The sequence below is a fragment of the Flagellimonas sp. 2504JD4-2 genome (genome assembly GCF_053642935.1).
Genome location: NZ_JBSIOV010000002.1, coordinates 584,642 through 607,975, shown reverse-complemented (window position 1 = coordinate 607,975; position 23,334 = coordinate 584,642). Strand labels below are relative to the sequence as shown.

Annotated in this window: 24 protein-coding genes; 8 read left to right on the top strand and 16 right to left on the bottom strand. The window is 38.2% G+C overall.

From position 1 onward, the window contains the following. The 4 genes from ACULLH_RS09450 to purU all read right to left on the bottom strand — a co-directional run bounded on the left by ACULLH_RS09450 (position 1) and on the right by purU (position 4,097). Positions 1-198 carry a hypothetical protein gene (locus ACULLH_RS09450; protein ID WP_454088496.1) on the bottom strand — a complete coding sequence of 66 codons (198 nt, stop codon included), beginning with the start codon at positions 196-198 and terminating at the stop codon, positions 1-3. A 366-nt stretch (positions 199-564) separates the two neighbouring features. Then, positions 565-2,106, bottom strand: coding sequence for a helix-turn-helix domain-containing protein (locus tag ACULLH_RS09445; RefSeq protein WP_454088495.1), 1,542 nt, complete (start codon positions 2,104-2,106; stop codon positions 565-567). Positions 2,107-2,469: 363 nt separating this feature from the next. Continuing rightward, on the bottom strand, positions 2,470-3,177 hold the full coding sequence (locus tag ACULLH_RS09440; protein WP_454088494.1) for a DUF4197 domain-containing protein: 708 nt from the start codon (positions 3,175-3,177) through the stop codon (positions 2,470-2,472). A 71-nt stretch (positions 3,178-3,248) separates the two neighbouring features. Continuing rightward, positions 3,249-4,097, bottom strand: coding sequence for a formyltetrahydrofolate deformylase (gene purU / locus ACULLH_RS09435; protein WP_454088493.1), 849 nt, complete (start codon positions 4,095-4,097; stop codon positions 3,249-3,251). A gap of 395 nt (positions 4,098-4,492) precedes the next feature. On the opposite strand from purU, the gene ACULLH_RS09430 reads away from it, so the two are divergent. Then, the gene (locus tag ACULLH_RS09430; protein ID WP_454088492.1) at positions 4,493-7,951 is read left to right on the top strand and encodes a methylmalonyl-CoA mutase family protein; all 3,459 of its coding nucleotides are present in this window, start codon (positions 4,493-4,495) and stop codon (positions 7,949-7,951) included. 29 nt (positions 7,952-7,980) lie between these two features. On the opposite strand, the gene ACULLH_RS09425 is transcribed toward ACULLH_RS09430, so the two are convergent. After that, positions 7,981-8,382 (bottom strand): hypothetical protein, encoded by a 402-nt coding sequence (locus ACULLH_RS09425; RefSeq protein WP_454088491.1) that lies wholly within the window; start codon positions 8,380-8,382, stop codon positions 7,981-7,983. A 120-nt stretch (positions 8,383-8,502) separates the two neighbouring features. Between ACULLH_RS09425 and ACULLH_RS09420 the strand changes: the two genes are divergently transcribed. Beyond that, positions 8,503-8,949, top strand: coding sequence for an Lrp/AsnC family transcriptional regulator (locus ACULLH_RS09420; protein WP_454088490.1), 447 nt, complete (start codon positions 8,503-8,505; stop codon positions 8,947-8,949). Between the two features lie 73 nt (positions 8,950-9,022). Further along, on the top strand, positions 9,023-10,438 hold the full coding sequence (locus ACULLH_RS09415; RefSeq protein ID WP_454088489.1) for an alpha/beta hydrolase: 1,416 nt from the start codon (positions 9,023-9,025) through the stop codon (positions 10,436-10,438). On the opposite strand, the gene ACULLH_RS09410 is transcribed toward ACULLH_RS09415, so the two are convergent. Next, complete coding sequence (locus ACULLH_RS09410; RefSeq protein ID WP_454088488.1) at positions 10,425-11,156, bottom strand: DJ-1/PfpI family protein; 732 nt, start codon at positions 11,154-11,156, stop codon at positions 10,425-10,427. The two genes, ACULLH_RS09415 and ACULLH_RS09410, sit on opposite strands and share 14 nt — an antisense overlap. Positions 11,157-11,238: 82 nt before the next feature. Here ACULLH_RS09410 and ACULLH_RS09405 point away from each other — a divergent pair, with 82 nt between their 5' ends. Further along, positions 11,239-11,877, top strand: a complete 639-nt coding sequence (locus ACULLH_RS09405; protein WP_454088487.1) for a DUF1684 domain-containing protein — start codon at positions 11,239-11,241, stop codon at positions 11,875-11,877. A gap of 55 nt (positions 11,878-11,932) precedes the next feature. Here ACULLH_RS09405 and ACULLH_RS09400 read toward each other — a convergent pair whose 3' ends face one another. The 6 genes from ACULLH_RS09400 to ACULLH_RS09375 form a co-directional block, all read right to left on the bottom strand. Continuing rightward, positions 11,933-12,988 (bottom strand): outer membrane beta-barrel protein, encoded by a 1,056-nt coding sequence (locus ACULLH_RS09400; RefSeq protein ID WP_454088486.1) that lies wholly within the window; start codon positions 12,986-12,988, stop codon positions 11,933-11,935. 128 nt (positions 12,989-13,116) lie between these two features. Next, positions 13,117-14,373: an ammonium transporter gene (locus tag ACULLH_RS09395; RefSeq protein ID WP_454088485.1), complete on the bottom strand. Its 1,257-nt coding sequence runs from the start codon at positions 14,371-14,373 to the stop codon at positions 13,117-13,119. A 34-nt stretch (positions 14,374-14,407) separates the two neighbouring features. Continuing rightward, positions 14,408-14,746 carry a P-II family nitrogen regulator gene (locus tag ACULLH_RS09390; protein WP_136468426.1) on the bottom strand — a complete coding sequence of 113 codons (339 nt, stop codon included), beginning with the start codon at positions 14,744-14,746 and terminating at the stop codon, positions 14,408-14,410. 264 nt (positions 14,747-15,010) lie between these two features. Continuing rightward, positions 15,011-15,385: a fluoride efflux transporter CrcB gene (gene crcB, locus ACULLH_RS09385; RefSeq protein WP_454088484.1), complete on the bottom strand. Its 375-nt coding sequence runs from the start codon at positions 15,383-15,385 to the stop codon at positions 15,011-15,013. A 16-nt stretch (positions 15,386-15,401) separates the two neighbouring features. Beyond that, positions 15,402-15,581: a hypothetical protein gene (locus ACULLH_RS09380; protein WP_454088483.1), complete on the bottom strand. Its 180-nt coding sequence runs from the start codon at positions 15,579-15,581 to the stop codon at positions 15,402-15,404. A 112-nt stretch (positions 15,582-15,693) separates the two neighbouring features. Further along, positions 15,694-15,882 carry a hypothetical protein gene (locus ACULLH_RS09375; protein WP_454088482.1) on the bottom strand — a complete coding sequence of 63 codons (189 nt, stop codon included), beginning with the start codon at positions 15,880-15,882 and terminating at the stop codon, positions 15,694-15,696. A gap of 129 nt (positions 15,883-16,011) precedes the next feature. On the opposite strand from ACULLH_RS09375, the gene ACULLH_RS09370 reads away from it, so the two are divergent. Next, positions 16,012-16,398: a pyrophosphohydrolase domain-containing protein gene (locus ACULLH_RS09370; protein WP_454088481.1), complete on the top strand. Its 387-nt coding sequence runs from the start codon at positions 16,012-16,014 to the stop codon at positions 16,396-16,398. Between the two features lie 32 nt (positions 16,399-16,430). On the opposite strand, the gene ACULLH_RS09365 is transcribed toward ACULLH_RS09370, so the two are convergent. The 4 genes from ACULLH_RS09365 to ACULLH_RS09350 all read right to left on the bottom strand — a co-directional run bounded on the left by ACULLH_RS09365 (position 16,431) and on the right by ACULLH_RS09350 (position 20,497). After that, a complete protein-coding gene (locus ACULLH_RS09365) occupies positions 16,431-17,495 on the bottom strand; it encodes a branched-chain amino acid aminotransferase (RefSeq protein WP_454088480.1) in 1,065 nt (354 codons plus the stop codon). Positions 17,496-18,569: 1,074 nt separating this feature from the next. Beyond that, positions 18,570-19,466: a hypothetical protein gene (locus tag ACULLH_RS09360; RefSeq protein ID WP_454088479.1), complete on the bottom strand. Its 897-nt coding sequence runs from the start codon at positions 19,464-19,466 to the stop codon at positions 18,570-18,572. Between the two features lie 13 nt (positions 19,467-19,479). After that, positions 19,480-20,217, bottom strand: coding sequence for a hypothetical protein (locus ACULLH_RS09355; protein ID WP_454088478.1), 738 nt, complete (start codon positions 20,215-20,217; stop codon positions 19,480-19,482). Positions 20,218-20,368: 151 nt separating this feature from the next. Further along, the gene (locus ACULLH_RS09350; protein ID WP_454088477.1) at positions 20,369-20,497 is read right to left on the bottom strand and encodes a hypothetical protein; all 129 of its coding nucleotides are present in this window, start codon (positions 20,495-20,497) and stop codon (positions 20,369-20,371) included. 371 nt (positions 20,498-20,868) lie between these two features. On the opposite strand from ACULLH_RS09350, the gene mnmD reads away from it, so the two are divergent. The 3 genes from mnmD (at position 20,869) to ACULLH_RS09335 (ending at position 23,333) form a co-directional block, all read left to right on the top strand. Next, entirely contained in the window at positions 20,869-21,531 is a 663-nt protein-coding gene (gene mnmD, locus ACULLH_RS09345) for a tRNA (5-methylaminomethyl-2-thiouridine)(34)-methyltransferase MnmD (protein ID WP_454088476.1), read from the top strand. A gap of 135 nt (positions 21,532-21,666) precedes the next feature. Beyond that, the gene (locus ACULLH_RS09340) at positions 21,667-22,629 is read left to right on the top strand and encodes a TIGR01777 family oxidoreductase (RefSeq protein WP_454088475.1); all 963 of its coding nucleotides are present in this window, start codon (positions 21,667-21,669) and stop codon (positions 22,627-22,629) included. 128 nt (positions 22,630-22,757) lie between these two features. Beyond that, positions 22,758-23,333: a nucleotide exchange factor GrpE gene (locus ACULLH_RS09335; protein WP_454088474.1), complete on the top strand. Its 576-nt coding sequence runs from the start codon at positions 22,758-22,760 to the stop codon at positions 23,331-23,333. Position 23,334 lies beyond the last annotated feature (1 nt).

The window sequence follows — 23,334 nt, the reverse complement described above, 5'->3', positions numbered from 1 at the left end:
TTATTTGCTTAAATCCTCCAATATCTTTTTAATGTTCTGCGCCTTTTTTTTAAAGAACTCACCAAGATTAGTGTCAATATAGGTAGCATCCGCCGCCTTTTCGATAAAGTTCCTATATCTGAACTCTAAAACAGTTACTGCCTGATTTCCGCTGGTAATTGGAGTCACAGCTCCAACTTTGCAATACTGATTTTTCATATTATAAGATTTGTTATATCAAAGATACGCTGAAAAACAGTGTTTAGATTATCAAGGTAGAGCGTATTCAACTAGAAATCAGGTACTTTATCTAAAAATTAACAGATTAGATATCTATTCCTTGGAAAAGGATGGTTTTTTGGTAAAATATTAACAGAAGAGAATCTAGGTGGGCTGGGTTAAAAATGAAAAAACAGCCCAAAGGTGATATTGATTGACTAATTCAAATATTTACCTAATGAGACCAAAGATTTTAATAGAAGTGTCCCTATGGGCTGTTTTTCCAAATAAAGTAATGAAAAGGTAAGGTTAAAATGGCTAATACTTATCAACCTTTACCGTGCCGATGCAGAAATACTAATTTTTTTAAACCCGGACAGCGCTTTTTCTAAGAGTGCTTTTTTGATATTCTGAAGGGGTAAGTTGGGTGTCCTTTTTGAAGGCTTTATTGAAAGTTACCTTGTTGTTGTAACCTACTTCGTAGGCCACATTGATGATACTTAATTTTCTGGAGCTATCGTCCAACAATAGTTTTTTGGCCTCTTTGATTCTATACATATTTACAAATTCGTGAAAGCTCACGTCAAAATGTTCATTAATGATCTGGGAGGCGTTATGACGGGTGGTATTCAGCTTCTGTGCCACCATATCAAGATTGATATCATTTTCCTTGTAGATCTTATCAATTGCAAAGAGATGAATCAAGTTTTCCTTTAATTCATTGGACAAGCTTGGTGTAAGACCAGATTTTTCATATTTGGGAAATAATCTGTTTTTGTATGCGTAGGCACCGCTGAACACCTCGGGCTGAATATTGGCCGAGTAGCCCACGTAGAGTACCATTAAGGCCATTGCTGCTGTGGAAACCTCATAAATCACTCCCGAGTTTATTAGGTTTACTATCAAGAAGCCATAGGCCGTATACGTTATTACATAAAGTATATGGATTTGGTAGACATTTTTCTGCCAGATAAGCTTCCTTGAGTCCATGAGCTTTTCTTTTGCACTCCTTAAGTGCACCTTGCGTATGAAGAATCCGTAAGTGGTAAGGGAAACGATTTTTAAGGCCACCAACAATAATAGTCTACTTGAGTCCTGGGGATTCAGTCCACTTTGAATTCTACCTATCATTAAATGGATTTTGTCCTCTGCTGAGACCGAATATACTTCGAAGAAGAGATATATAAATATTAAGACGGTAGGAATAGCATGTAAAAGATCCAGCTTTTTAAACTTATATTTCTGTGTAGTGATCTTAAAATAGAAGTACAATAATGGTCCATATAAAAAACTGGCCCATGTGGACATTAGATAGGTATGCGGAAATTCGAAAGCATAGTTCGAATTGTTAATGCTGATATTAAGTATGAATAAGGAGTGAATAAAAATGAAAGAAGCAATCAATAGCCTCGAAACCAAATGTATGTGTTTATTGATAGTGATGACAAACACCACATAAAAACCAACAACCGCAACAAAAAGGTAAATCAGTATCCATGCGGTTATATTTGGTGTGATCTTTTCGGAAACTTTTTTGAATTCCGTTGTCTCACGAATAGGGTCAAACCCTTCGTTTAAAAGAAACGAGGGTTTAAAATCCAATTGAAGATAATCCAAGGCATAATTGGTTGCCATAGAGGGTTTATCAATGCCAGCAGAGCTCAAAGCAAGTTTTCTGAGCACATGCGCATCTTCCTCAACACTGCCGTGATGAAGTTGTTTCTCATAAATTGAGAGTGCTTTGCCGTATTCACCAATATTATAGTAGTAATCAGCCCATTCCAGAGAATCTTTGAAAACTGGATTGGCTAATTTATCTACACTGTCCCATCCATTTTTACCAATGGAGGAAAAAGATGACGCACTGATGAATGCGAACAATAATACAATATAACATGACCGTCCCATGTTTTTTGATTGAATTAGCCTTCCCTATGAAATTAGCGATATTACCCTCCTAAATTTGTTAAAAAAATCTTAAAGAAGTAACCCCCGATAATAACTTACCTTTTAAGTTAATCATAATTTTATCAAAAAACAAAATATAACTACTTGTAAATCAATTAAATATTGAAAAACAAAAAACCGGTGCATGCACCGGTTTAAACTAACTAACTCAAAAAAATGCTAACTCAGATAATTTACTACAAAATTCCTTTATTATTTAAAGTCCAAGGTAAAGATAACTTTAGGAATTTGTTAAAATTGCCTCGTTTTATTGTGATAATAACGGCATTTTTTGAAACTTATTGCGTAATTAAGAAAAATTTATCAATTGTCTTGCAAAGCAAAGACCTTTCTTAACAAATCCGTGGTCCGGGAGGAGATTTTGGTTCTGATTTCTTTTTCTTCAATCGCTATCATGGTAAACACCCCATCAAGAGCTTCTTCTGTAGTATAACTTGTTAAATCGGGATTTACATCTGTGGTCAGCGGTAAGCTATTGTATTTGGTAATAATGTTTCTCCAAATTTGATCCGCCCCCACTTTGTTAAAGGAGTTTTTGATCACAGGAGTGAACTTTTCACTCAATTTGGCCCTCGTACCCCTTTCCAGGTATGAAGTGGCAGCATTGTCATTGCCCAGTAAAATCTGTTTGGCATCATTGAAAGTGATTCCTTTTACAGCATCAACAAAAATTGGAGTGGCTTCCTTCACTGCATCCTCGGCAGCTCTATTCAATATTCGGAGTCCTTCATCGGCCAATTTTCCCAAACCAACGTCCCTAAGAGTTTTATCAACTTTTTTGAGCTCATCCGGAAGCAGGATCTTGACCAGGTCATTTTTAAAGAAACCATCTGTAGCGGTCAGTTTGTTCACCTGTTTTTCTATGCCAAAATTAAGCGCCTCTCGAAGGCCCTGCGCAATTTCAGCATTTCCAATTCCCGGGGTTCCCTGAGGCAATTGGTTTACCACCTGTTGTAGTTCGGCACATCCAAAAAGTTGGAAAGCCAAGAAGCATAGCAGTAATCGTTTCATAGTTAAATTGTTTAGCGTTTGCTCTCAATTTACTGCGAATCCTTAAGAAAACAATTCTTCGTAACGGATATTTAGGAAAAAATCACAGTCTTGTTATTATAAACAATAGTTTTTCTTTCCACATGAAGTTGCACTGCCCTTGAAAGCACAATTTTTTCCAAATCTCTCCCTTTGGCAATAAAATCTTTTATGGAATGTGAATGTGAAACGGTTGTTACATCCTGTTCTATTATTGGGCCGGCATCCAATTCAGCGGTTACATAATGGCTGGTGGCCCCAATTATTTTAACGCCCCTTTCAAAAGCTGCATGATAAGGTTTGGCTCCTGCAAATGCAGGTAAAAAGGAATGGTGGATGTTGATTATTTTTTGAGGGTAAACATCAATGACCTCTGGAGATATAATTTGCATGTACCTGGCCAACACAATAAAGTTGACTCCATGTTCTTTTAGCAATTCCAACTGCTTTTGCTCAGCTGTCTTTTTGGTGTCCTTGGACACCGGAACATGATAATATGGAATTTGAAACTGGTCTGCAATATATTTAAGATCGGGGTGGTTGCTTAAAATAAACGGAATATCGACCGGTAGCTCCCCAGAATTAAATCGACTTAGAAGATCATACAGACAATGGTTGTATTTAGAAACGAAGATGGCCATTTTTGGTTTCTCCCCATCCAAATGAATATCCCATTGCATCGCATATCTTTTTGCAAGATTTAAATCAAACTCATGCTTAAATTCAGCTAGGGGAATTCCATTTTCAAACTCGCTGGTCAATCTCATGAAAAACACTCCGGCCTCCTTATCCACATGCTGATCTAAATAAACAATATTGCCGTTCTGTGAATGTATAAATTGTGTGACCGAACTTATAATTCCCGGTTGGTCTTGGCAATGAATGAGCAATGTCAACTCCATAAACAATCGTAATCTGAAATAAAAATAGACTAATCATAAAAAGAATCAACCGGACAGAATAATTTTTACGCAAATCGGACAAAAACCTGTGATAGACTGAATTTTATTCAGGATAACAAGCCTATAAGAAGTTATATTAACAATTAATCGAGCCCAATTTTCCGGAGTAAGGTGGGATTTCTTGTTCATCGGGTGCAGATGTCACTGATGGAGATCTGAACTTGCTGATTTTGATAGCTAGACAACATTTGTCCAAGGGCTGTTGGTTTGAGTGGTTTCTAAAGAAGATCTCAAAAAGATTTTCAATTTTGAAGACGTTAGAAAATCCTAAGTAAAACACAATTTTTGTTGCATTTTTCGTAAATTGCAGCTCAAAATCCGACCGTTTATTGTCAATGGAGCAAACAAAACCCTACAAGCCCAAGAATAAGATTCGAATTGTTACTGCTGCCTCCCTTTTTGATGGGCATGATGCTGCAATCAATATCATGAGAAGGATTATACAGGCCACTGGGGTTGAAGTGATCCATTTAGGACATGACCGCAGTGTCGCTGAAGTGGTGGATTGTGCCATTCAAGAAGATGCCAATGCCATTGCCATGACCTCGTACCAAGGGGGACATAACGAGTATTTCAGATACATGTTCGATTTGCTCCAGGAAAAAGGCGCAGGGCATATTAAAATATTTGGCGGCGGCGGCGGTGTAATTCTTCCACAGGAAATCAGGGAGTTGATGGATTACGGAATTGAACGAATCTATTCCCCTGATGATGGACGGGAAATGGGATTACAGGGTATGATCAATGATTTGATAAAACGCTGCGATACCCCGGTCCCAGATTTGAAAACACCGGAAAAGAAAGCCTTGGATGCGCTGCTACAAGAAAAAGAAGTGAACACTTTGGCCAGATTGATTTCCCTAGCGGAAAACCGGCACGAAGAGTTTGAATCTCATCTACCCACGATTGAAAAGAATACATCAGAAGTACCAGTACTTGGGATTACGGGTACAGGCGGAGCGGGTAAATCCAGTTTGGTTGATGAATTAGTACGAAGGTTTTTGGGAGATTTTCCAGACAAACACATTGGCATAATTTCGGTGGACCCTTCAAAGCGAAAAACGGGAGGTGCACTTTTGGGTGATCGCATTCGAATGAATGCCATCAATAATGAACGAGTCTATATGCGTTCATTGGCTACCCGACAATCCAATTTGGCTTTGTCAAAACACGTGGCAGAGGCTGTCCAGGTGTTGAAAGCAGCAAATTTTGATTTAATAGTTTTGGAAACCTCAGGAATTGGTCAGTCAGATACCGAGATTTTGGAGCATAGTGATGTTTCACTCTATGTAATGACCCCAGAGTTTGGTGCAGCTACCCAGTTGGAGAAAATTGATATGCTCGATTTTGCAGATGTAGTTGCTATCAATAAGTTCGATAAACGTGGTGCCCAAGATGCCCTTCGGGATGTGAAGAAGCAATACATGCGCAATCATGGTTTGTGGGATACCAATCAGGATGATTTGCCCATTTTTGGAACCATTGCTTCCCAATTCAACGACCCCGGAATGAACAAATTATACCGGGTCATTATGGATACCTTGGTCACAAAGGCAAATTCAACACTCTCATCCAACTATAAGGTATCCGATGAAATGTCGGAAAAGATATTTGTTATACCTCCTGCTAGAACACGGTATCTGTCGGAAATCGCGGAAAATAACCGCTCCTATGACCAAAGGGTCGATGAGCAGAGTAAGATAGCCCAAAAGCTCTATGGTATATTTTTAACGGTAGCTTCCATTCTGGATATCGATGCAGCTAAGGCTGAGTCGAAGCTACTGTCCAAATCGGGTTTGGAGGAGAAGGAAGTCCATGCGCTTCTAAAGAACAAGGAAGATGAGCAATTGATTTCTTTATTGATAAAGGAGTTCGATAGGGTAAAAATGAACCTTGATCCCCATAATTGGGAGACGATTTTAAAATGGAACGAAAAGAAAGAACGCTATAGGGCAGCGGTGTATACTTTCAAGGTCCGAGGTAAGGATGTGAACATAGAGACGCATTCAGAATCACTTTCCCACAGTCAAATACCAAAAGTGGCCTTACCTAAATATGAAGCTTGGGGGGATGTTCTCAAATGGAGCTTACAAGAAAATGTTCCTGGCGAGTTCCCGTATACAGCTGGACTTTATCCTTTTAAAAGAGTGGGAGAGGATCCAACTAGGATGTTCGCTGGTGAAGGCGGACCTGAGCGAACCAACAGACGTTTCCATTATGTGAGTTTGGATATGCCCGCCAAACGATTATCAACAGCTTTTGATTCCGTTACCTTATATGGTAGTGACCCGGATCATAGACCTGATATTTATGGTAAAATAGGTAATGCCGGGGTATCGATTTGTTGTTTGGACGATGCCAAAAAGCTCTATTCTGGTTTCGACCTTAGCGACCCAATGACTTCAGTAAGTATGACCATCAATGGTCCAGCACCCATGTTGTTGGCCTTTTTTATGAATGCCGCCATAGACCAGAACTGTGAGAAGTATATCACGGAGCATGGTTTGGAAAAGGAGGTGTCCAAAAAAATAGAGAAGATTTACAAAGGAAAAAAGGTCAAAAGACCGTGTTATGCAGGGGAACTTCCCGAAGGTAACAATGGATTGGGACTGATGCTTTTGGGAGTGACGGGAGATCAAGTGTTACCCGATGAAGTTTATGAGAAGATAAAAAAAGACACCCTGAACCAAGTACGGGGAACCGTGCAGGCCGATATTTTAAAAGAGGACCAAGCACAGAATACCTGTATATTTTCAACGGAGTTTGCTTTACGGTTGATGGGTGATGTACAGGAATATTTTATTGGGCATCAGGTGCGGAATTTTTATTCTGTTTCCATTTCGGGTTATCACATAGCGGAGGCAGGGGCCAATCCAATTACCCAATTGGCGTTTACACTTTCCAATGGCTTTACCTATGTGGAGTATTACCTAAGTAGGGGAATGGACATCAACAAATTTGGACCTAACCTTTCCTTCTTTTTCTCTAACGGTGTTGACCCTGAATATGCAGTCATAGGAAGGGTTGCACGCAGGATTTGGGCAAAGGCACTTAAGGAAAAATACGGTGCGGACCCGCGGGCACAAATGCTGAAATATCATATTCAAACCTCTGGTAGAAGCTTACACGCCCAGGAAATCGACTTTAACGATATACGAACAACTTTGCAGGCACTTTATGCCATTTATGATAATTGCAATTCGCTGCATACCAATGCCTACGATGAGGCAATTACAACACCTACCGAAGAATCGGTCCGCAGGGCTATGGCCATCCAATTGATTATTAATAAGGAACTGGGCTTGGCCAAGAATGAAAACCCCATGCAGGGTTCTTTTATAATTGAAGAGTTGACCGATCTTGTTGAAGAGGCTGTTTTGTTGGAGTTTGACCGAATTACGGAACGCGGAGGAGTTTTGGGAGCAATGGAGACCATGTACCAACGTTCCAAGATCCAGGAGGAAAGCCTTCATTATGAAACCTTAAAACATTCAGGAGCTTATCCGATTATCGGGGTGAATACCTTCTTGAGCTCTAAGGGTTCTCCGACCGTTTTACCAGCGGAGGTTATTAGGGCCACGGAAGATGAAAAGCAAAATCAGATTGATACGCTGCACAACTTGCATAAAAGAAATGAAGCGCAGGCCAAAAAACAACTGGATGAATTAAAGCGGACAGCAATTCAGAATGAAAACCTTTTTGAAAAGTTGATGGGGGTTTCCAAATACTGTTCCTTAGGACAGATTGCGCATGCCCTATTTGAGGTAGGCGGTCAATATCGCAGAAATATGTAGGTTTTTGTTGAAAAAGAAAGTGGTGGTTGCTAATCGTTTCCGTTATTGAACGATTTTCTCCATTTTTTGAAAGAAGTCCTAAAGCTTTTGATTTCCTTTCTTAGCAGATTTAGATACTCCTTTTCCTTGACACCATCCCGTTCCAACCCGTTGCAATAGGCCAATATATTACGGGTCATAATGTTGATGAAGGTCAAACTCTTCATTCGGACGGAATAAGAGTTGCTTAGAGCCGCCATTTCAACTTCTTTGGTGATCAGTGAAGCATCGGTCAACAAGGAATTGGAAATATCATTTCGAAAATTGTCAATTTTTCGCAACGACAACCTCTCCCTGTTATAAGAAAAATAATGGGCAACGGCCTCACTCATATCCCGCAAGGCCAGCGATTTACGATATACTCCAAGGGAATTTAAGGAACTCCTCTCCATTTTTTCTAGCAATTTTCTACCATAAAATTACGTAGGAAAACAATAAGTTTACTTTGAATTTTAAAGCAAAAACATTAATTTACTTTAAAATACAAAATTTTATCCTATAATTTTCTTGGTATGCAAATTGATGAGCTTAATTGGGAAATTTTAACATGTCTACAACAAAATGCAAGGGAATCTTTTGCCAATATTGGGAGGAAGGTAGGCCTTACACCACCTGCTGTGGCGGAGCGGGTAAAAAAGATGGAAGACATGGGTGTTATTGAAGGTTATAATACCAATGTTTCCTATGCATTGGCCGGCCATCAACTCAAAGCTATCATAATGCTACGGGCCTTTATGGGAAAACTGAAACCTTTTTTAAACAAGGTGGAAACCTACAAGGAAGTGGTGAATTGTTATCGGATTACTGGTAATGAGAACATCATTATGGAAGTGGTGCTCAGAGATCAATCACATTTGGAAAAATTTATTGACGAACTTATCACCTATGGAGAATGCCGTACCCATATTGTGTTATCAAATGTTGTTGCCAATGCACCCATTACAGATGGTAAGGATTAATGGTAATTTTCGATTAAATTTATATCGGCCCAAGGGAAAATCTTTTTGGCCGGATTTTTGCTGTGAAAGAATTATGAATAAAAAATACGTACTGCTTTTTCTTGCCATTTCAGCTTTGCAAACTGTTGTGTCGCAGCAAATGGTATTGAAAAAGGGAACCATCCTGCAAGCGTTGCCTGTCAATGATTCCATACCGGATACTTTTTCATTGTACCTGCCCACCAATTTCACAACGGAAAAACAATGGCCGTTGCTTTTGATCTTTGATATGAAAGGAAAGGAAAAACAGACCATGTCCATGTTTTTGCAGGCAGCTGAGGACGAAGGTTATGTTCTGGCAGCTCCTCGATTGTCCGATAGTATTTCGCTTTCCAACAATATGGTCAAAACAGGAAGAACGCTCGAAAAGGTTTTGGATATTCTTCCCATAGGTAAATCCAGGATTTATTCGGCGGGAGCTGGTTCAGGAGCGAGGTTTGCAAATTTGGTTCCACTTTTTCTTAAAGAAGTAAAAGGAGCACTGTCCATAGGAGCATCCATTGCCAACATAGAATTGTTAAGCCCTAAGCGTCCTTTTCATTTTATAGGACTAGTAAACAAGAATGATTATAATTATTCTTCCATGCGGGTCATGAAAAGGGTATTGGACAGATTTAGGTTTCCGAACCAATTACTGCTGTATCGACAAGCGAAAGATTGGCCAAAAACCGAATACCTGTCAAAGGCACTGCAGTATTTTACATTGACAGCCATGCGCAAAAGGGCAGTTCCTGCGGATTCTACATACGTTCAGAAAGTTTACAAGGCTGATTTAGAAAAAATAAATGAACTCAAGGATTTGAAGAAGTTTTTGCTGGCAGAACAACACCTAACGGAAATGATGTCAATTTACGGGGTTTTTAAAAATCTGGATTCTCTTCGCTTGGTTCAGAAGGAATTGCGAAAAGACAAAATTTTTAAGGGAATGAAAAGGGGCGAGAATGCTGCAAGGCTTAAGGAATCATTACTCAAGGAAGACTATCAATATTATATTGAAGAGGATGTGATTACCCATAACTTCAATAATTTGGGTTGGTGGAATTACCAAATGACGGAATTGGATAAGTTTGTCAAGGGTACAAATCCTTATGAAAAGGAAATGGGGAATAGGTTACGCGGTTATGTGAATGCCCTTGCGGAGGATAATATTGATATGGTTGAGTCCGAAGCCTTAATTGATGAGGATGCGCTTGCCTTCTTGTACGAATTGAAGACCATCCTAGAGCCTGAAAACTTTGATTTTTACCTAAAAATAATATCCCTGAGTGCTAAAAATGAAGATTTTGGTACTGCTTTGTTTTACCTGGAGGAGGCATTTAAAAAAGGATTCAAGGATACAGAAAAATTATATGCTTTGGAGCACACGGCCCTGCTTCGTATCGACCCTAAATTCAATGAAGTGGTTTCTAAATACCTCAAAGACGCCCGGTATCAAGTCAATGAGAAATGAACTTTGGGACTTCTTCCAGATTCCAATCAATAACAAGTCCGCCGGCCAACGACTCGGCTATTTCTTTTCCATATAAGTGCTCACACAAATAAAGCGCAGCTTCAAAACTTTTGGCCCCTCCGGCTGAAGTGATGAATTTTCCATCGTGCACAAAGAGAACGCTATCCTTTACATCTAGATGTGGAAACATGGTTTTGTACTTTGGAATATCACTTGGAAAAGTGGTAGAGGCAACTTCGTCCAAAATTCCAGTTTTTGCCAATACAAAGGCGCCATCGCAGTGCGAAGTCACAAACATTGCTTCTTTGCTCACCCTTTTGACAAAATCGAGCATGATGGTGTCTTGTAGATCTGTATCCAAATGATGTTCGGCACTGGGTACTACCAAAATATCAATTTTAGGTATGGAATCTTTGGTATAATCAAAATCGGGAAGAATACGAACGCCTTCAAATGAGGTAATAGGGTTTAGCGTATTCGCCACGGTAAACGTGTTCATTGCCTTGATATTTTTTCGATACTGGGTATGCTGAAAAATATCGAAAGGTGCAGTAAACTCGGTATTGTATACGCCATCCATGATTAAGAAGGCGGCATTGTATCTCTCGGGGACCAATTCAGGGAGTATCCTTTGGGCAACATCCGTTTCTTTTTTCTCTACTTTAGGGCTACAGGACATGATAAGCAGCGAAATCGATAAAATCAATAGGTTTTTCATAAGAATCCCAACTTAAATGAAGCGGCACTAAGGTACCATTAAGAATGATTTCCACTACTTTTATAGCAAACTAATTTGTAAAATGACACGCTTAGTATGTTTGACCTTGCTTTTGGCCATAGGTTGTAAATCTGATAAGAAATACCATGCTTCGGGCCAAGAGGTTCAGATTGAATCTTCCAAGATAAGAGAGATTGTGGAATTTCAGGAAGGAATGAACGCAACGTTCAAAGACCCTGAAGTATCGCCACTACCCGATAGATTCCGAAAGGATTTTGAGGGTTTGGGCTTTTTTGAACCGGATACAACCTATATGGTTTTGGCGAGGTTCGAACGCACTCCCGATGCGGTTCCTTTTATGCTGGATACCACAACAGGTGAAAAAACAGAAGAAGTTGTGTATGGAATCGCCCATTTTGAGTTGAACGGAGAACGACATCAGCTTGAAATTTATCAAACTCCAGCTTTGCTCACTCAAGAAAAATATAAGGACTATCTGTTTTTGCCTTTTTTGGATGAGACCAATGGAGTTGAAACCTACGGCGGCGGACGCTATATTGACCTTACTATTCCCGAAGGGAACGCAATTTTAATCGATTTCAACAAGGCCTATAATCCGTATTGTGTTTATAACAAAAAGTACTCCTGCCCTCTAGTGCCGAGGCAAAATTATTTGAGAACTAATGTGAGAGCAGGAGTGAAAGACTTTGTAAAGGACTAAAAAAGCCCTAGTCCGTAGAGACTAGGGCTTTTTTGAGTTGCATTTTGCTATTGAGTTAGAATGAGTAAATGGCTGCAAAAAGCACAGAAGCCAAGCTAGATGTAGGGTCAGAGTCATTGTCAATGAAAGCATCCTCAGATGCACTGTCCAATCTAATTTCAGGCTTTAGTATCAAATCACCAATGGTAGCGCTTCCTGTTAGGGTCAGTGCAAGAACGCTGGCATCGCCGTCTACATCTGAAGCACCAATTGCTCCGAAGAAGTCACCTTCCATAAAGTATTCTCCTCTAAGTCCAATAGTAAAGTTTTCTGATGTTGCCAACTGTGGGTATAGTGCAACTCCGGTAAAGCTTCCACCGTCATCCTCTTGGCTGAAGTGGGCAGCATTGATTCCTAAATAGAAATCATCGGTTACATCAAATCCACCTGTGTAATCAATTTCAAATCCACCTTGGCTGTAAAGGAAATTTAGGAACTGACCCGAGTATCCCAACTGAGCACCAACCGCGTAATCACCAGTTCCGTTAAGCTCAGTTAAATCGGTAGGATTCATTACGGCCAACATAGCACTCCAATCACTGCCCAAATCGAAATCAGCTTTAAGTCCAGTGTGGCTGAAAGGTCCGTAGGAAAATAAATAGGAAGTACTATAGTTGAAATTTGCAGCAGGGGAGATAACCTCGTACCCTAAAAAGGTATTGAAGTTACCAAAGGTCAACGTCACCGACTCGCTAACATTCCAGTATACGTACAATTGGTTAACAATATCACCAGTAGCTGAGTACATGGGTGATGCAAAAATAGCGTCTGTTCCTCTTGGTCCAAATACCAAATCGGCAACAAAGCCTACTTTGTCGCCATCGTAGCTAGCAATGACGTTGGCCATACCTAAAGAGAATCCATCCAAATTAGCAAAGGAAGATCCTGGTGCAATTGCATCTTCTCCATTGGGAGCTGTAAGATTGGTCCTATAATAGGCATCAACAGTTCCGCTAAATTCAAACTTCTTTTTGACCTCTTCTTCCTCCTGTGCAAAAGCAATAGTTGATATACTGGCGAAGGCCAAAAAAGCTATTTTTTTTATGTATTTTGTGCTGATAATCGTTTTCATAATCTTAAACATTTAGGTGCCTCATAACGAAGCATTTAATTTTTTTAATAGAGATTTGTAGAGTGAAAAAGGTTATTTAACGGAGCGTTCTGCCAAACGCTCCGTTTCCTTTTTTTTACTGTTTATGGTTAGTGTTGATTCATTCTAAAGTCAGCATAAGCATCCATTCCATGCTCATGGATATCCAAGCCTTGAAGCTCTTCTTGTTCATCAACTCTAAGTCCAGATACTTTCTTGATCGTAAATAGAATAATAAATGCTGTTATTGAACAGAATGTGGCTGCGGCTCCAATACCTGCCAACTGAACCAAGAACTGGTCAAAGCCTGCCATTTGTCCAAAAATTCCAACCGCAAGGGTGCCCCACATTCCACAAATTAAGTGAACTGCAACAGCTCCAACTGGATCGTCCAATTTAAGCTTGTCTATTAGGGCAACACCGGCTACAATTACAACACCGGCGATCAAACCAATAATAACCGCTTCGTTGGGGGACATTTGGTCAGCTCCAGCAGTAATACCTACCAAGCCACCCAAGATTCCGTTCAAGAACATGGTAAGGTCATAGTTTTTATAGGCAAACAACGATGTAAGGAAAGCCGATACACCTCCAGCTGCTGCAGCGAGAGAAGTAGTTACCAAAACCAAAGAAGTTAGTTCTGGGTCTGCGGATAACACAGAACCTCCGTTGAATCCAAACCAACCTAACCAAAGAATCAACACCCCGGCTGCAGCTAGAGGTAAGTTATGTCCTGGGATAGCTTTGGTCTTGCCATCCTCGCCAAATTTTCCAATTCTAGCACCAAGCAGATAGATAGCAATCAATGCGCCCCATCCACCAACGGAATGTACTAAGGTAGAACCTGCAAAATCGTAGAATCCTTCTGCCTCACCGAAAGAAAGGGAGGAAAGGAATCCACCACCCCATTGCCATGAACCTACTATTGGGTATACCAATCCAACATATAAAACTGTGAATAGCATAAAGCTTTTAAGTTTTACACGTTCGGCCACAGCTCCAGAAACTATAGTGGCTGCGGTAGCGGCAAACATTCCTTGGAACAAGAAATCTGTCCACCAAGTGTATCCGCCATCTGCATATTCAGGAGTCATTCCGTTTTCAGGCGCTCCAATTCCAAATCCAGCAAACTTAAGGAAACCGGCATCGCCGTCCTCAAATCCTGGGTACATCAAGTTAAAACCACCTATATAATATAATAGGAGTCCAACACATATAATAAATACATTTTTAAATAAAATGTTTACCGTATTCTTTTGTCTGGTAAGACCGATTTCCAAAAAGGAGAACCCCAAGTGCATAAAAAACACAAGTGCGGTACATATCATCATCCAAACGTTATTCGCTGTAAATAATCCTGCGTCCATAATCTTTAAATATTGTGTGAGTTAAGTTTTGTGGTTAATTAATTCCGGCGCTTCCGCTTTCCTTGGTTCTGATTCTGTAAGCTTCGATAACATCGGAAACGAATATTTTTCCGTCACCTACATTCCCGGTCGAAGCCGACTCGAGTAAAGTGTTTACCGTTCGTTCCAAGAAACTGTCCGACACCACGATAACTAGGTACCTCCGTTGTATGTCCGAGGTGCTATAGGAAATACCTCGATACACATGTCCTTGTTTTTCATTTCCAACTCCGGTTACATCCCAGTAACTGAAGAAGTTTACCTCAATTTCATGAAGTGCCTTTTTTACTTCATCAAATTTGGATTTTCTAATAATTGCCTCAACTTTTTTCATAATTAAGTAGTTAATTGATGCGCCAAATATATAGCAATTGAATTCATGCCATAAAAAAATAGAGGGTTATTGTTTGATTTTTATGTTTATTTAAAAATAACCCCCTTAATTTTAGGGGTATGTCATTTCAAAAAGTATTTTTTTGGAAAATTGACTATTGAGTTAGCCATATACCATGACAATACATGGGGTATTTTGGTCAAAACATCGATGCTTTGTAAAAAGCAGTACCATAATTGATTGAAAAAAGGAAAAAAGAGTTGGTTACTCTCCCAGTTTGGATAGCCAAAGACCAACAGCCACAGCTATGACACCCACAACAATGCTTGCAATGGTGTAAAAGGAAAAATGTAGCAGTTCATTGGTCTTTAATAAACTATGCTTCTCAAAAGCGAAGGCAGAAAAGGTGGTAAATCCACCACAAAAGCCTGTGGCCAAGAAAAGGGTGGTATTTGTTGAAAGTAAATTGTTTCGTGAGGATATACCTAGGATTATACCTATTAGAAGACAACCTATAATATTTACCAAAAATGTACCTAAAAAGAAATTTTGTAAAACAACATTAAGGGGCTTGGAGATGAGATATCTTAAGGCGCTGCCCAAACCACCGCCCAAAAAAACAAGAAGTACCTGCTTCATACCCTAAAGGTACAAACTAAACAGCTTTCTTGTATTGGGTATCGGAATGCAAATCAGCAGAAGCTTTAGCAGCTGATGCTTCGGAAATTTTGATAACTGGCTTTTTGAACGTCTCACCCGTTCTGTTAACACTGAAAATCAATAATACAGCATTAACTACCAGTAAAACTAAAAGGATGCTGAAAAATGTTGTCATTTCTTGGTTTGAGATAGTTAACACAAAAGTACGTCTTTTCCTATAGTATCCGTGCTACTATCTGATTAAAGTTGTAAAGCATGTGATTTTTGTGGTGAATGCAATAATCTTGTTAATTTTTGAGGAAATATTTAATGAGAAACAAAATCATTATAAAGGTGATAAATGAGACGAGGATCCATAAAACCCCTTTGTAGTTCTTTTTGTGAAGGGTTTTATCCTTGCGATATGTGAAAATGATTACTGCTACAAAAACGATGACAAAGAGGGCGGCAAAAATTAGTTGTCCGGTGCTGAACATATTTCATATTTTTATGCAAAACTAAATTAAATCAAGGGTAATAAAACTGTAATGCTTGAAATTAATCTTTAAATAATTTTAATCATCAAAGGTTTTGCATGATTCCCGTAAGACAACAAAAGTAAACACATGAAAAGCAAAATAAAGGCAGTTGAGTTGTTCCATAATTCTTTTGGACTCGGGGTCTCACAAGCTCCTACAGCCAATTTGGGTGAGGAAAAGAACCGTTTACGGTTCAATCTTATGGATGAGGAGAACAAGGAATATTTGGAAGCGGCCACCAACAATGACCTGATCGAGGTTGCAGACGCTTTAGGCGATATGCTTTATATTTTGTGCGGTACTATTTTGGAACATGGAATGCAGTATAAGATTGAAGAAGTATTTGAGGAAATTCAACGCAGTAACATGAGCAAACTTGGAGAGGATGGGAAACCTATTTATCGGGAAGATGGAAAGGTATTGAAAGGTCCCAATTACTTCAAACCGGATATTCAGACAATTTTAGATAAATAAAAAAAGGGGCGTTTTATACGCCCCTTTTTTTATTACACTTTATATCGCCAACCAAATTTATCTTCAGCGCGATTATATTGGATATCGGTAATACGTTTTTTGAGCAATGAGGCATAACTGTCTTTCAATTCGGGTAAATCGTAATCTACTTCCTTATAACCAAAAGCAGCAATGGGAGAAACCACCGCGGCTGTTCCAGCTCCAAACATTTCCTTTAATGATCCATCTTTAGCGGCTTCAACCACTTCACTTACCGAAATCTTTCGAACTTCTGTGGCTATACCCTCATCTTTGGCAATGTCCAAAATACTTTTTCTGGTGATTCCATCCAAGATACGGTCACTTGTGGGTCCTGTAATTAAGGTATCATTGATTCTTACGAATATGTTCATGGCACCAGCCTCTTCGATATACTCGTGATTATTATCGTCAGTCCATATCACTTGCTGATACCCCTTTTCGACCGCAAGTTGGGTTGGATAGAACTGTCCTGCATAATTTCCTCCGGCCTTTGCATAACCTACTCCTCCATTGGCAGCTCTAGAGTACTTCTCTTCAATTAACACTTTTACTTTTCCCGAAAAATAGGAACCAGATGGAGCACAGGCAATGATAAACTTGTATTCATCAGCTGGTGAGGCATGAAATCCGGTACCCGAGGCAAGAATAAAAGGTCTAATGTATAATGAACTGCCGGGAGTTTGTGGAATCCAATCGCTTTCCACCTGCAAAAGGGTGGTTAATCCCTCCATAAAATATGCTTCTGGAAGTTCTGGTATGGCCAATCTTTTTGCAGATTTGTTCAATCGCTTAAAGTTTTCAATCGGTCTGAACAACCATGCATTGCCGGATTCATCTTTGTAGGCCTTCATACCTTCAAAAATGGATTGACCATAATGAAATATCTTTGCCGATGGTTCCAGGGTAATTGGCTGATATGGAACAACCTTTGGAGTTTGCCATTGTCCATTGACATAATCACAGACCAACATATGATCCGTGTAAATGCTTCCAAATGATAGATTATCGAAATCAACATCATGGATTTTGGAGCTTTTCGCTTTCTCTACAACCAAAGAATTTGTCATTGTTTCCATATTGAAAGATTTGAACCGGTAAAAGTAAACAATAAGCAAGAGCATTGCTTACTTTTAATTTAAAATTAAACAGTTTTGCGCTGAAATTTTAGGATTTTTCCATTCTCCAAAGTATTTAACATTTTTGGTGAGGCTTGTAAAGAAGAAAAAATTGATTTGATGGATTTTTAGTGTTTGAGCAAATCTTTAGCTTGAGTTTTCATAATTTTTTTGAATGAAAAAGATGAATGAATACGGTAATGACTTTACACGAAAACAAGATGTTTCTTATAAGAAAAAAAACTTACAAGAAATGGGTTATTAGTTTCTCTTGTTGATGGTAAGTCTTATTAGGTTTCTAAGAAATATTGGATAATTCATTTTTCATCTTAGCTATTAGTTTTAACTGTTTGCCAAAAAAGACCCAATAAAGAACGCCTATTAACCCAGTGAATAAAAAGGATAAAAAAATAGAGCCAAATATTAGAAGGTATCTTAGGGAAGAAGAACCATTTATGAATTGGATGAGAAGAGGATTATAGTCTATTTCCCAAAAGACACTCAACAAGAATGAGCTTGCGAAAAGCAAGAGATTATAAACTATATATGCTATGGTCAATAATTTAACGCGATGCATGCTGTTTAAGAATTCTGATAAACTTTTATTTACCGAAACTTTTCTATAAGCCCTAAAAAATAAGAATATGAAGGTAACAATTAAGACATAGTTTATTTTTTCCAGAAAAAGTAAAGGAGTATATTCAACAAAGGACTCTGGAACCCATGCGTCAAAAGAAAAATTGAAAAGAAAATTTAAACTTAACCATAGGATAAACTCCATACTGGTGAAAATGAATAGACCTTTAAAACTCTTCTTGGATTTACTTATATAATATGAAATATCCTGATATGATCGTTTTGAATTGGCATAATTAAAACTATCATTTTTTAGCCATTCCTTTTTTAAGACGTCTAAATCCATCGTGTCTTTTTCATAATTAGTGTATGAATAAAGAAAAAAGTTACACAAAAAATGATTTATTTGAGTTTTTATGAATTGGAATGCACTTTATTATGAGTTGAAAGATTATTCGTTTATTTTGAATTGTCAAATCTAAACTGCGAATATCTGCTATTTGTATGATTGATGTCTTCAAAACCTAGTTTCCAGATTTCTTTTTCACCTTTTATGTTATATAAAGTTTCAAGGGCTTTTCTTCTTATTGAAGAAGAATTGTTTGTTTTGGATATTTGTTCCAAATGAATTAGAGATTCTGAGTTATGATATTGTTCTATTAAGGAGAACAACAATTCAGTTGAAGACAAAGCACTGCTGGTTAGTATTGAGGTAATATATTTTGCATCTTCGTCAAACTCATATTGATTATGAAATAATGCGGTTGAAGTTTTTAGAATTATGTTTAACGCAAGCGAATCTACATCAGATGGGGGAAATTGGCAATGGATATCTTGACTTGTTCTATAGAACAAGATTTTTCCTTTATTTAAATGAGTTTCTTCCAAAAAGGATGTTTCTACTTTTTCGCCAACATAACCTATTACGTTGTTGTAATCATATTCCCATAATTTAGTTTTGTAACCATTTCCAAAATAACCAGCTGTAAGAAGAGGGAAGTTATGATCATGAACGTTTCCATAAGAGAAAGCTCTGTCCTGAGCATTTTTTACTATTGGATTGGTCGAGGAAATTGGCCAATAAGTCATTCTTACATAAAATTCATCACAATCATAAAGCAAAATACTTTGCTCATTATAACTGCTGTTATTAGGAAGCTTACCATTAAGGCTGTTGTTAAGGTTCTCGTTTAAAACCTGATAGAAAAAAGTTTTGTTATTTGCCACTTCAAAAAGAGGGTCCACGCAATCCAAAAGTGATTCTTCATCTCTATGATCTAACTTCTTGGAAATTATTTTTATAAATTCCTCAAAATCTAATTCTTTTGACGTTTCAGAAAAATATGTTCTTGCCATTGATATTTATGGATTATAAAAATGAAAGTGAAGTTTGAGCTGCCTCATTAATCTCAGGATGTGGGTCATTACATTTCATATGTTTTAAAACGGAAATACCCTCATCATAATCAAGTTTTATCAAGTTTTTTACAGCTTCCCATCTGACACTGTGAACTCGATGTTTGGTTAAGTTAATTAGACTTGATTTGAATAATGTGTTTCCTGAATTCCCAAGGATTTTTGACATAACTATTAATCTGGCTGAATCTCTATTGGTTAAAATTAATTTGTTGGGAATAATGGAATTTTTATCAATAATGTACTCCCAGACGAAATCGTTGATATTTTTCTTTTTCATTACAACTAAGGACGTAAAAGAAGCTTTTTCTGGTAAATCTAATATGTCGATAAACTTTTTTACATATATTGTTGATGCAGTAGAAAAGGCTCCTTGTTTATATAGTTTTGGTTGTGATGAATGATTCATGATCTCTGGGGTTAGTCTATCGAAATTAGAATCTCGATAGATTTTATATCTTGATGTTTTGCTAACATTCAATATGTGAAAAACAGCATCGCAATCATTGCTGTAAAGCACTTTAGAAGAATTATATCTGACTTTTTCTTTGTTGACCAACAAGCCTAAAAAATAGCTTTCATTCTCTAAGAGCCTGTATATGTGTGGGTTATATTGGATATTGAGTATTGAGTAATAGCCTTGATTTTTGAGAGCATTTAAATCTGAATTTAAAAACCCTCTATAGTCCATTGAATTACCCAAATTTTGAAGATCATTACAAATTTTATGAAAACTTGATTCAAAGCAGAATTCTTTTTCAAATTGTTTTAATAGCCGGTTAAGTACGTGCATAAGAGTAAAAAACAGGAGGCAAAAATAGCCTCCTGACAACATTAATGAGTTACAAGATTGCTTTGACGGCTGCTACAGCAACAGCGGCAATGACAACAGCGTTAAGAGTTCGACTGTTTTGCTCAACATTAGTGATTGCGGGGTTTTTTAGTTCTGGTAATTCAATGTTTTTTTTCATAAAAAAAGTTTTAAAATTTCAGCAATGTATGTATTATTTCATAATACTAAGATATTTATCTGTCAAAAAAATAGGAAAAAGGCTATATCAGTGGTGGAATTGTAATTCTTTATTTATTAGATATATTGACATGTGGTACTTTTAATTTTCTATTAGCACAATAACTTCTTTGTGGTCTGTAGGTAGAGCAAATTTTGACTTACAAATTGTACTTTGATAAAACCAGAGGTTTGTTTTTAATTTTGCATACCTTTTTATTTAAAAATATCTAGGTATAACAGCTCACAATTATAACAACCAACGTGATATTGAGTAACAATTAAAACGATTCAATATTTCTTAATTATTTTACAAACTATCTTTTAACCGTCGTGAAGCGAAGAATAATTGCAACGGGTGACGGTTCCAAAACCATTCAAATTGAGGATTGGAACGAGCAGTACCACTCCAAACATGGAGCCATTCAAGAAGCCTATCATGTGTTTATCGAACACGGGCTCCGGTTGTTTAAAGATACGCATGTAAAGATTCTGGAAATAGGTTTTGGTACTGGTCTCAATGCACTTATAACGCTTTTGGAAAAGGAAAAACTAGGTTTGCGGATTGATTATGCTGGGGTGGAAGCATTTCCTGTTTCATCGGAAGAAATTGAGCAGTTGGATTATTGTGATGGACTAGATGCAAAAGATGGTAAGAAGGCATTTATAAAAATGCATAATGAGCCTTGGGATAAAGAGATTGCCATAGATGAAGGCTTCAACTTGACCAAGCAGCTAAAGGATTTTAAAGCGATAAACGACACTAATTTGTTTAACCTTATCTATTTTGATGCTTTCGGGGCCCGAGTGCAACCTGAGCTTTGGACGGAGGAGATTTTTTCAAAAATGTACAAGGCATTAAAGGATGGGGGAGTTTTGGTGACCTACGCGGCTAAAGGGAGCGTGCGCAGGGCCTTACAAGCGGTTGGTTTCACCGTTGAACGTCTTCCAGGTCCTCCTGGAAAAAGAGAAATGTTGCGTGCAACTAAATCTTGACGTTTGTAAAAGAGGTGTTAAATGACGACAGAATATTATCATAAATTAATCTAAAGTTTGAACATTTGTGTTAAACCTAAACTAATGCCACAGAACCAGCTATTTAAACCATTAATTTTACCCTAAAATGTTAGTATGAAGGTGTTGGTGACAGGGGCTACTGGATTGGTTGGCAAGGCAATTGTCAAAGTTCTTCATGAAAAGGGAATTGCCGTCAATTATCTGTCCACGAACAAAAAGAAAATAGTTACCAAGGATAACTATAGGGGATTTTATTGGAATCCTTCAAAAAGAGAAATTGATGCTGCTTGTTTCAAAGATGTTAGTGCTATAATCAATTTGGCGGGATCAAGTATCGCCAATAGATGGTCTGCGCGAAACAAGAAAAAAATCGTTGCAAGCAGGGTAGAAAGCTTGGAAACGTTGCATTTGGCCTTGAAAAATGCAGATACTTCCGCCATCAATACCTTTGTTTCCGCATCCGCCATTGGAATTTACCCGAACTCCTTGTCTAATTTTTATGATGAGGGAACGACTGAGGTCGATGATAGCTTTTTGGGTGAAGTGGTCCAGAAATGGGAGAGAAAAATAGATGCTTTCGAAGATTTTGGATGTAATGTCTCCAAAATTAGAATAGGCATTGTACTCTCTAATTTAGGAGGGGCCTTGCCAAAAATGGCTGCCCCGATTAGAAATTTTGTTGGCTCCATCTTTGGAAGTGGAGAACAGTGGCAATCTTGGATTCATATCGATGACTTGGCCGAAATGTTTGTATATGCAATCGAAAAGAACCTCCAAGGAACATTTAACGGTGTCGCGCCAAACCCTGTGACCCATGCGAAAATGACCAAAGAGTTGGCAAAAATCCTTGAAAGGCCGTTGATTTTACCAAATACTCCAAAATTTGTGATGCGATTGCTGTTAGGTGAGATGGCCTATTTACTTTTCGCCTCGCAACGAGTGAGCTGTAAACGTATAGAGCAGAAAGGATTTCAATTTCAATACGCCAATATTGGCTCTGCTCTGCAGCAAATTTATATCCCCCCAAGTGGAAATGGGGAACCCGAAATTGAATCGTTGGATGAAAAGCTAGTGTAGAAAGTCAGTATAAATAAAACAGCGCATCCGCCCTTGGCGGATTTTTTTATGTTTTGTGGTGACATTTTGACATTTTTGGACAATTGGCAGTACTTTTGCCACTTCAAAAAAGATAAAATCAAGAATATATGAGCAAGAAAAGTAAGGTTGAGGAAATGAATGGGGAGCTTAATGATTCCCAAGTTTTTGAAAATCCTGAGCTGAACGACGAAAATATGGCCAATGAAAACCAAGTTGATGGGCAGGAAAAAATTTCTGCTGAGGATCAATTGCGTAATGATTTGGCAAAGGAAAAAGATAAATTCCTAAGACTTTTTGCTGAATTCGAGAATTTTAAGAAAAGAACCTCAAAAGAACGTATGGATCTTTTCAAAACTGCCGGGCAAGAGGTGATTGTATCCCTGCTCCCTGTTTTGGATGATTTTGATAGGGCCTTAAAGGAAATATCAAAATCCGAGGATAAGGAAATGTTCAAAGGAGTGGAGTTGATAAGCAACAAACTCAAAGAGACTTTGAAAGGAAAGGGACTGGAACAGATAGAGGTAAAAGAAGGAGATGTGTTTGATGCAGAGGTGCACGATGCCATTACCCAAATACCCGCTCCAAACAAAAAGTTGAAAGGAAAAATAATAGATGTGGTCGAGAAAGGATTCAGATTGGGTGAACGCATCATAAGACACCCGAAGGTGGTTGTCGGTAACTAAA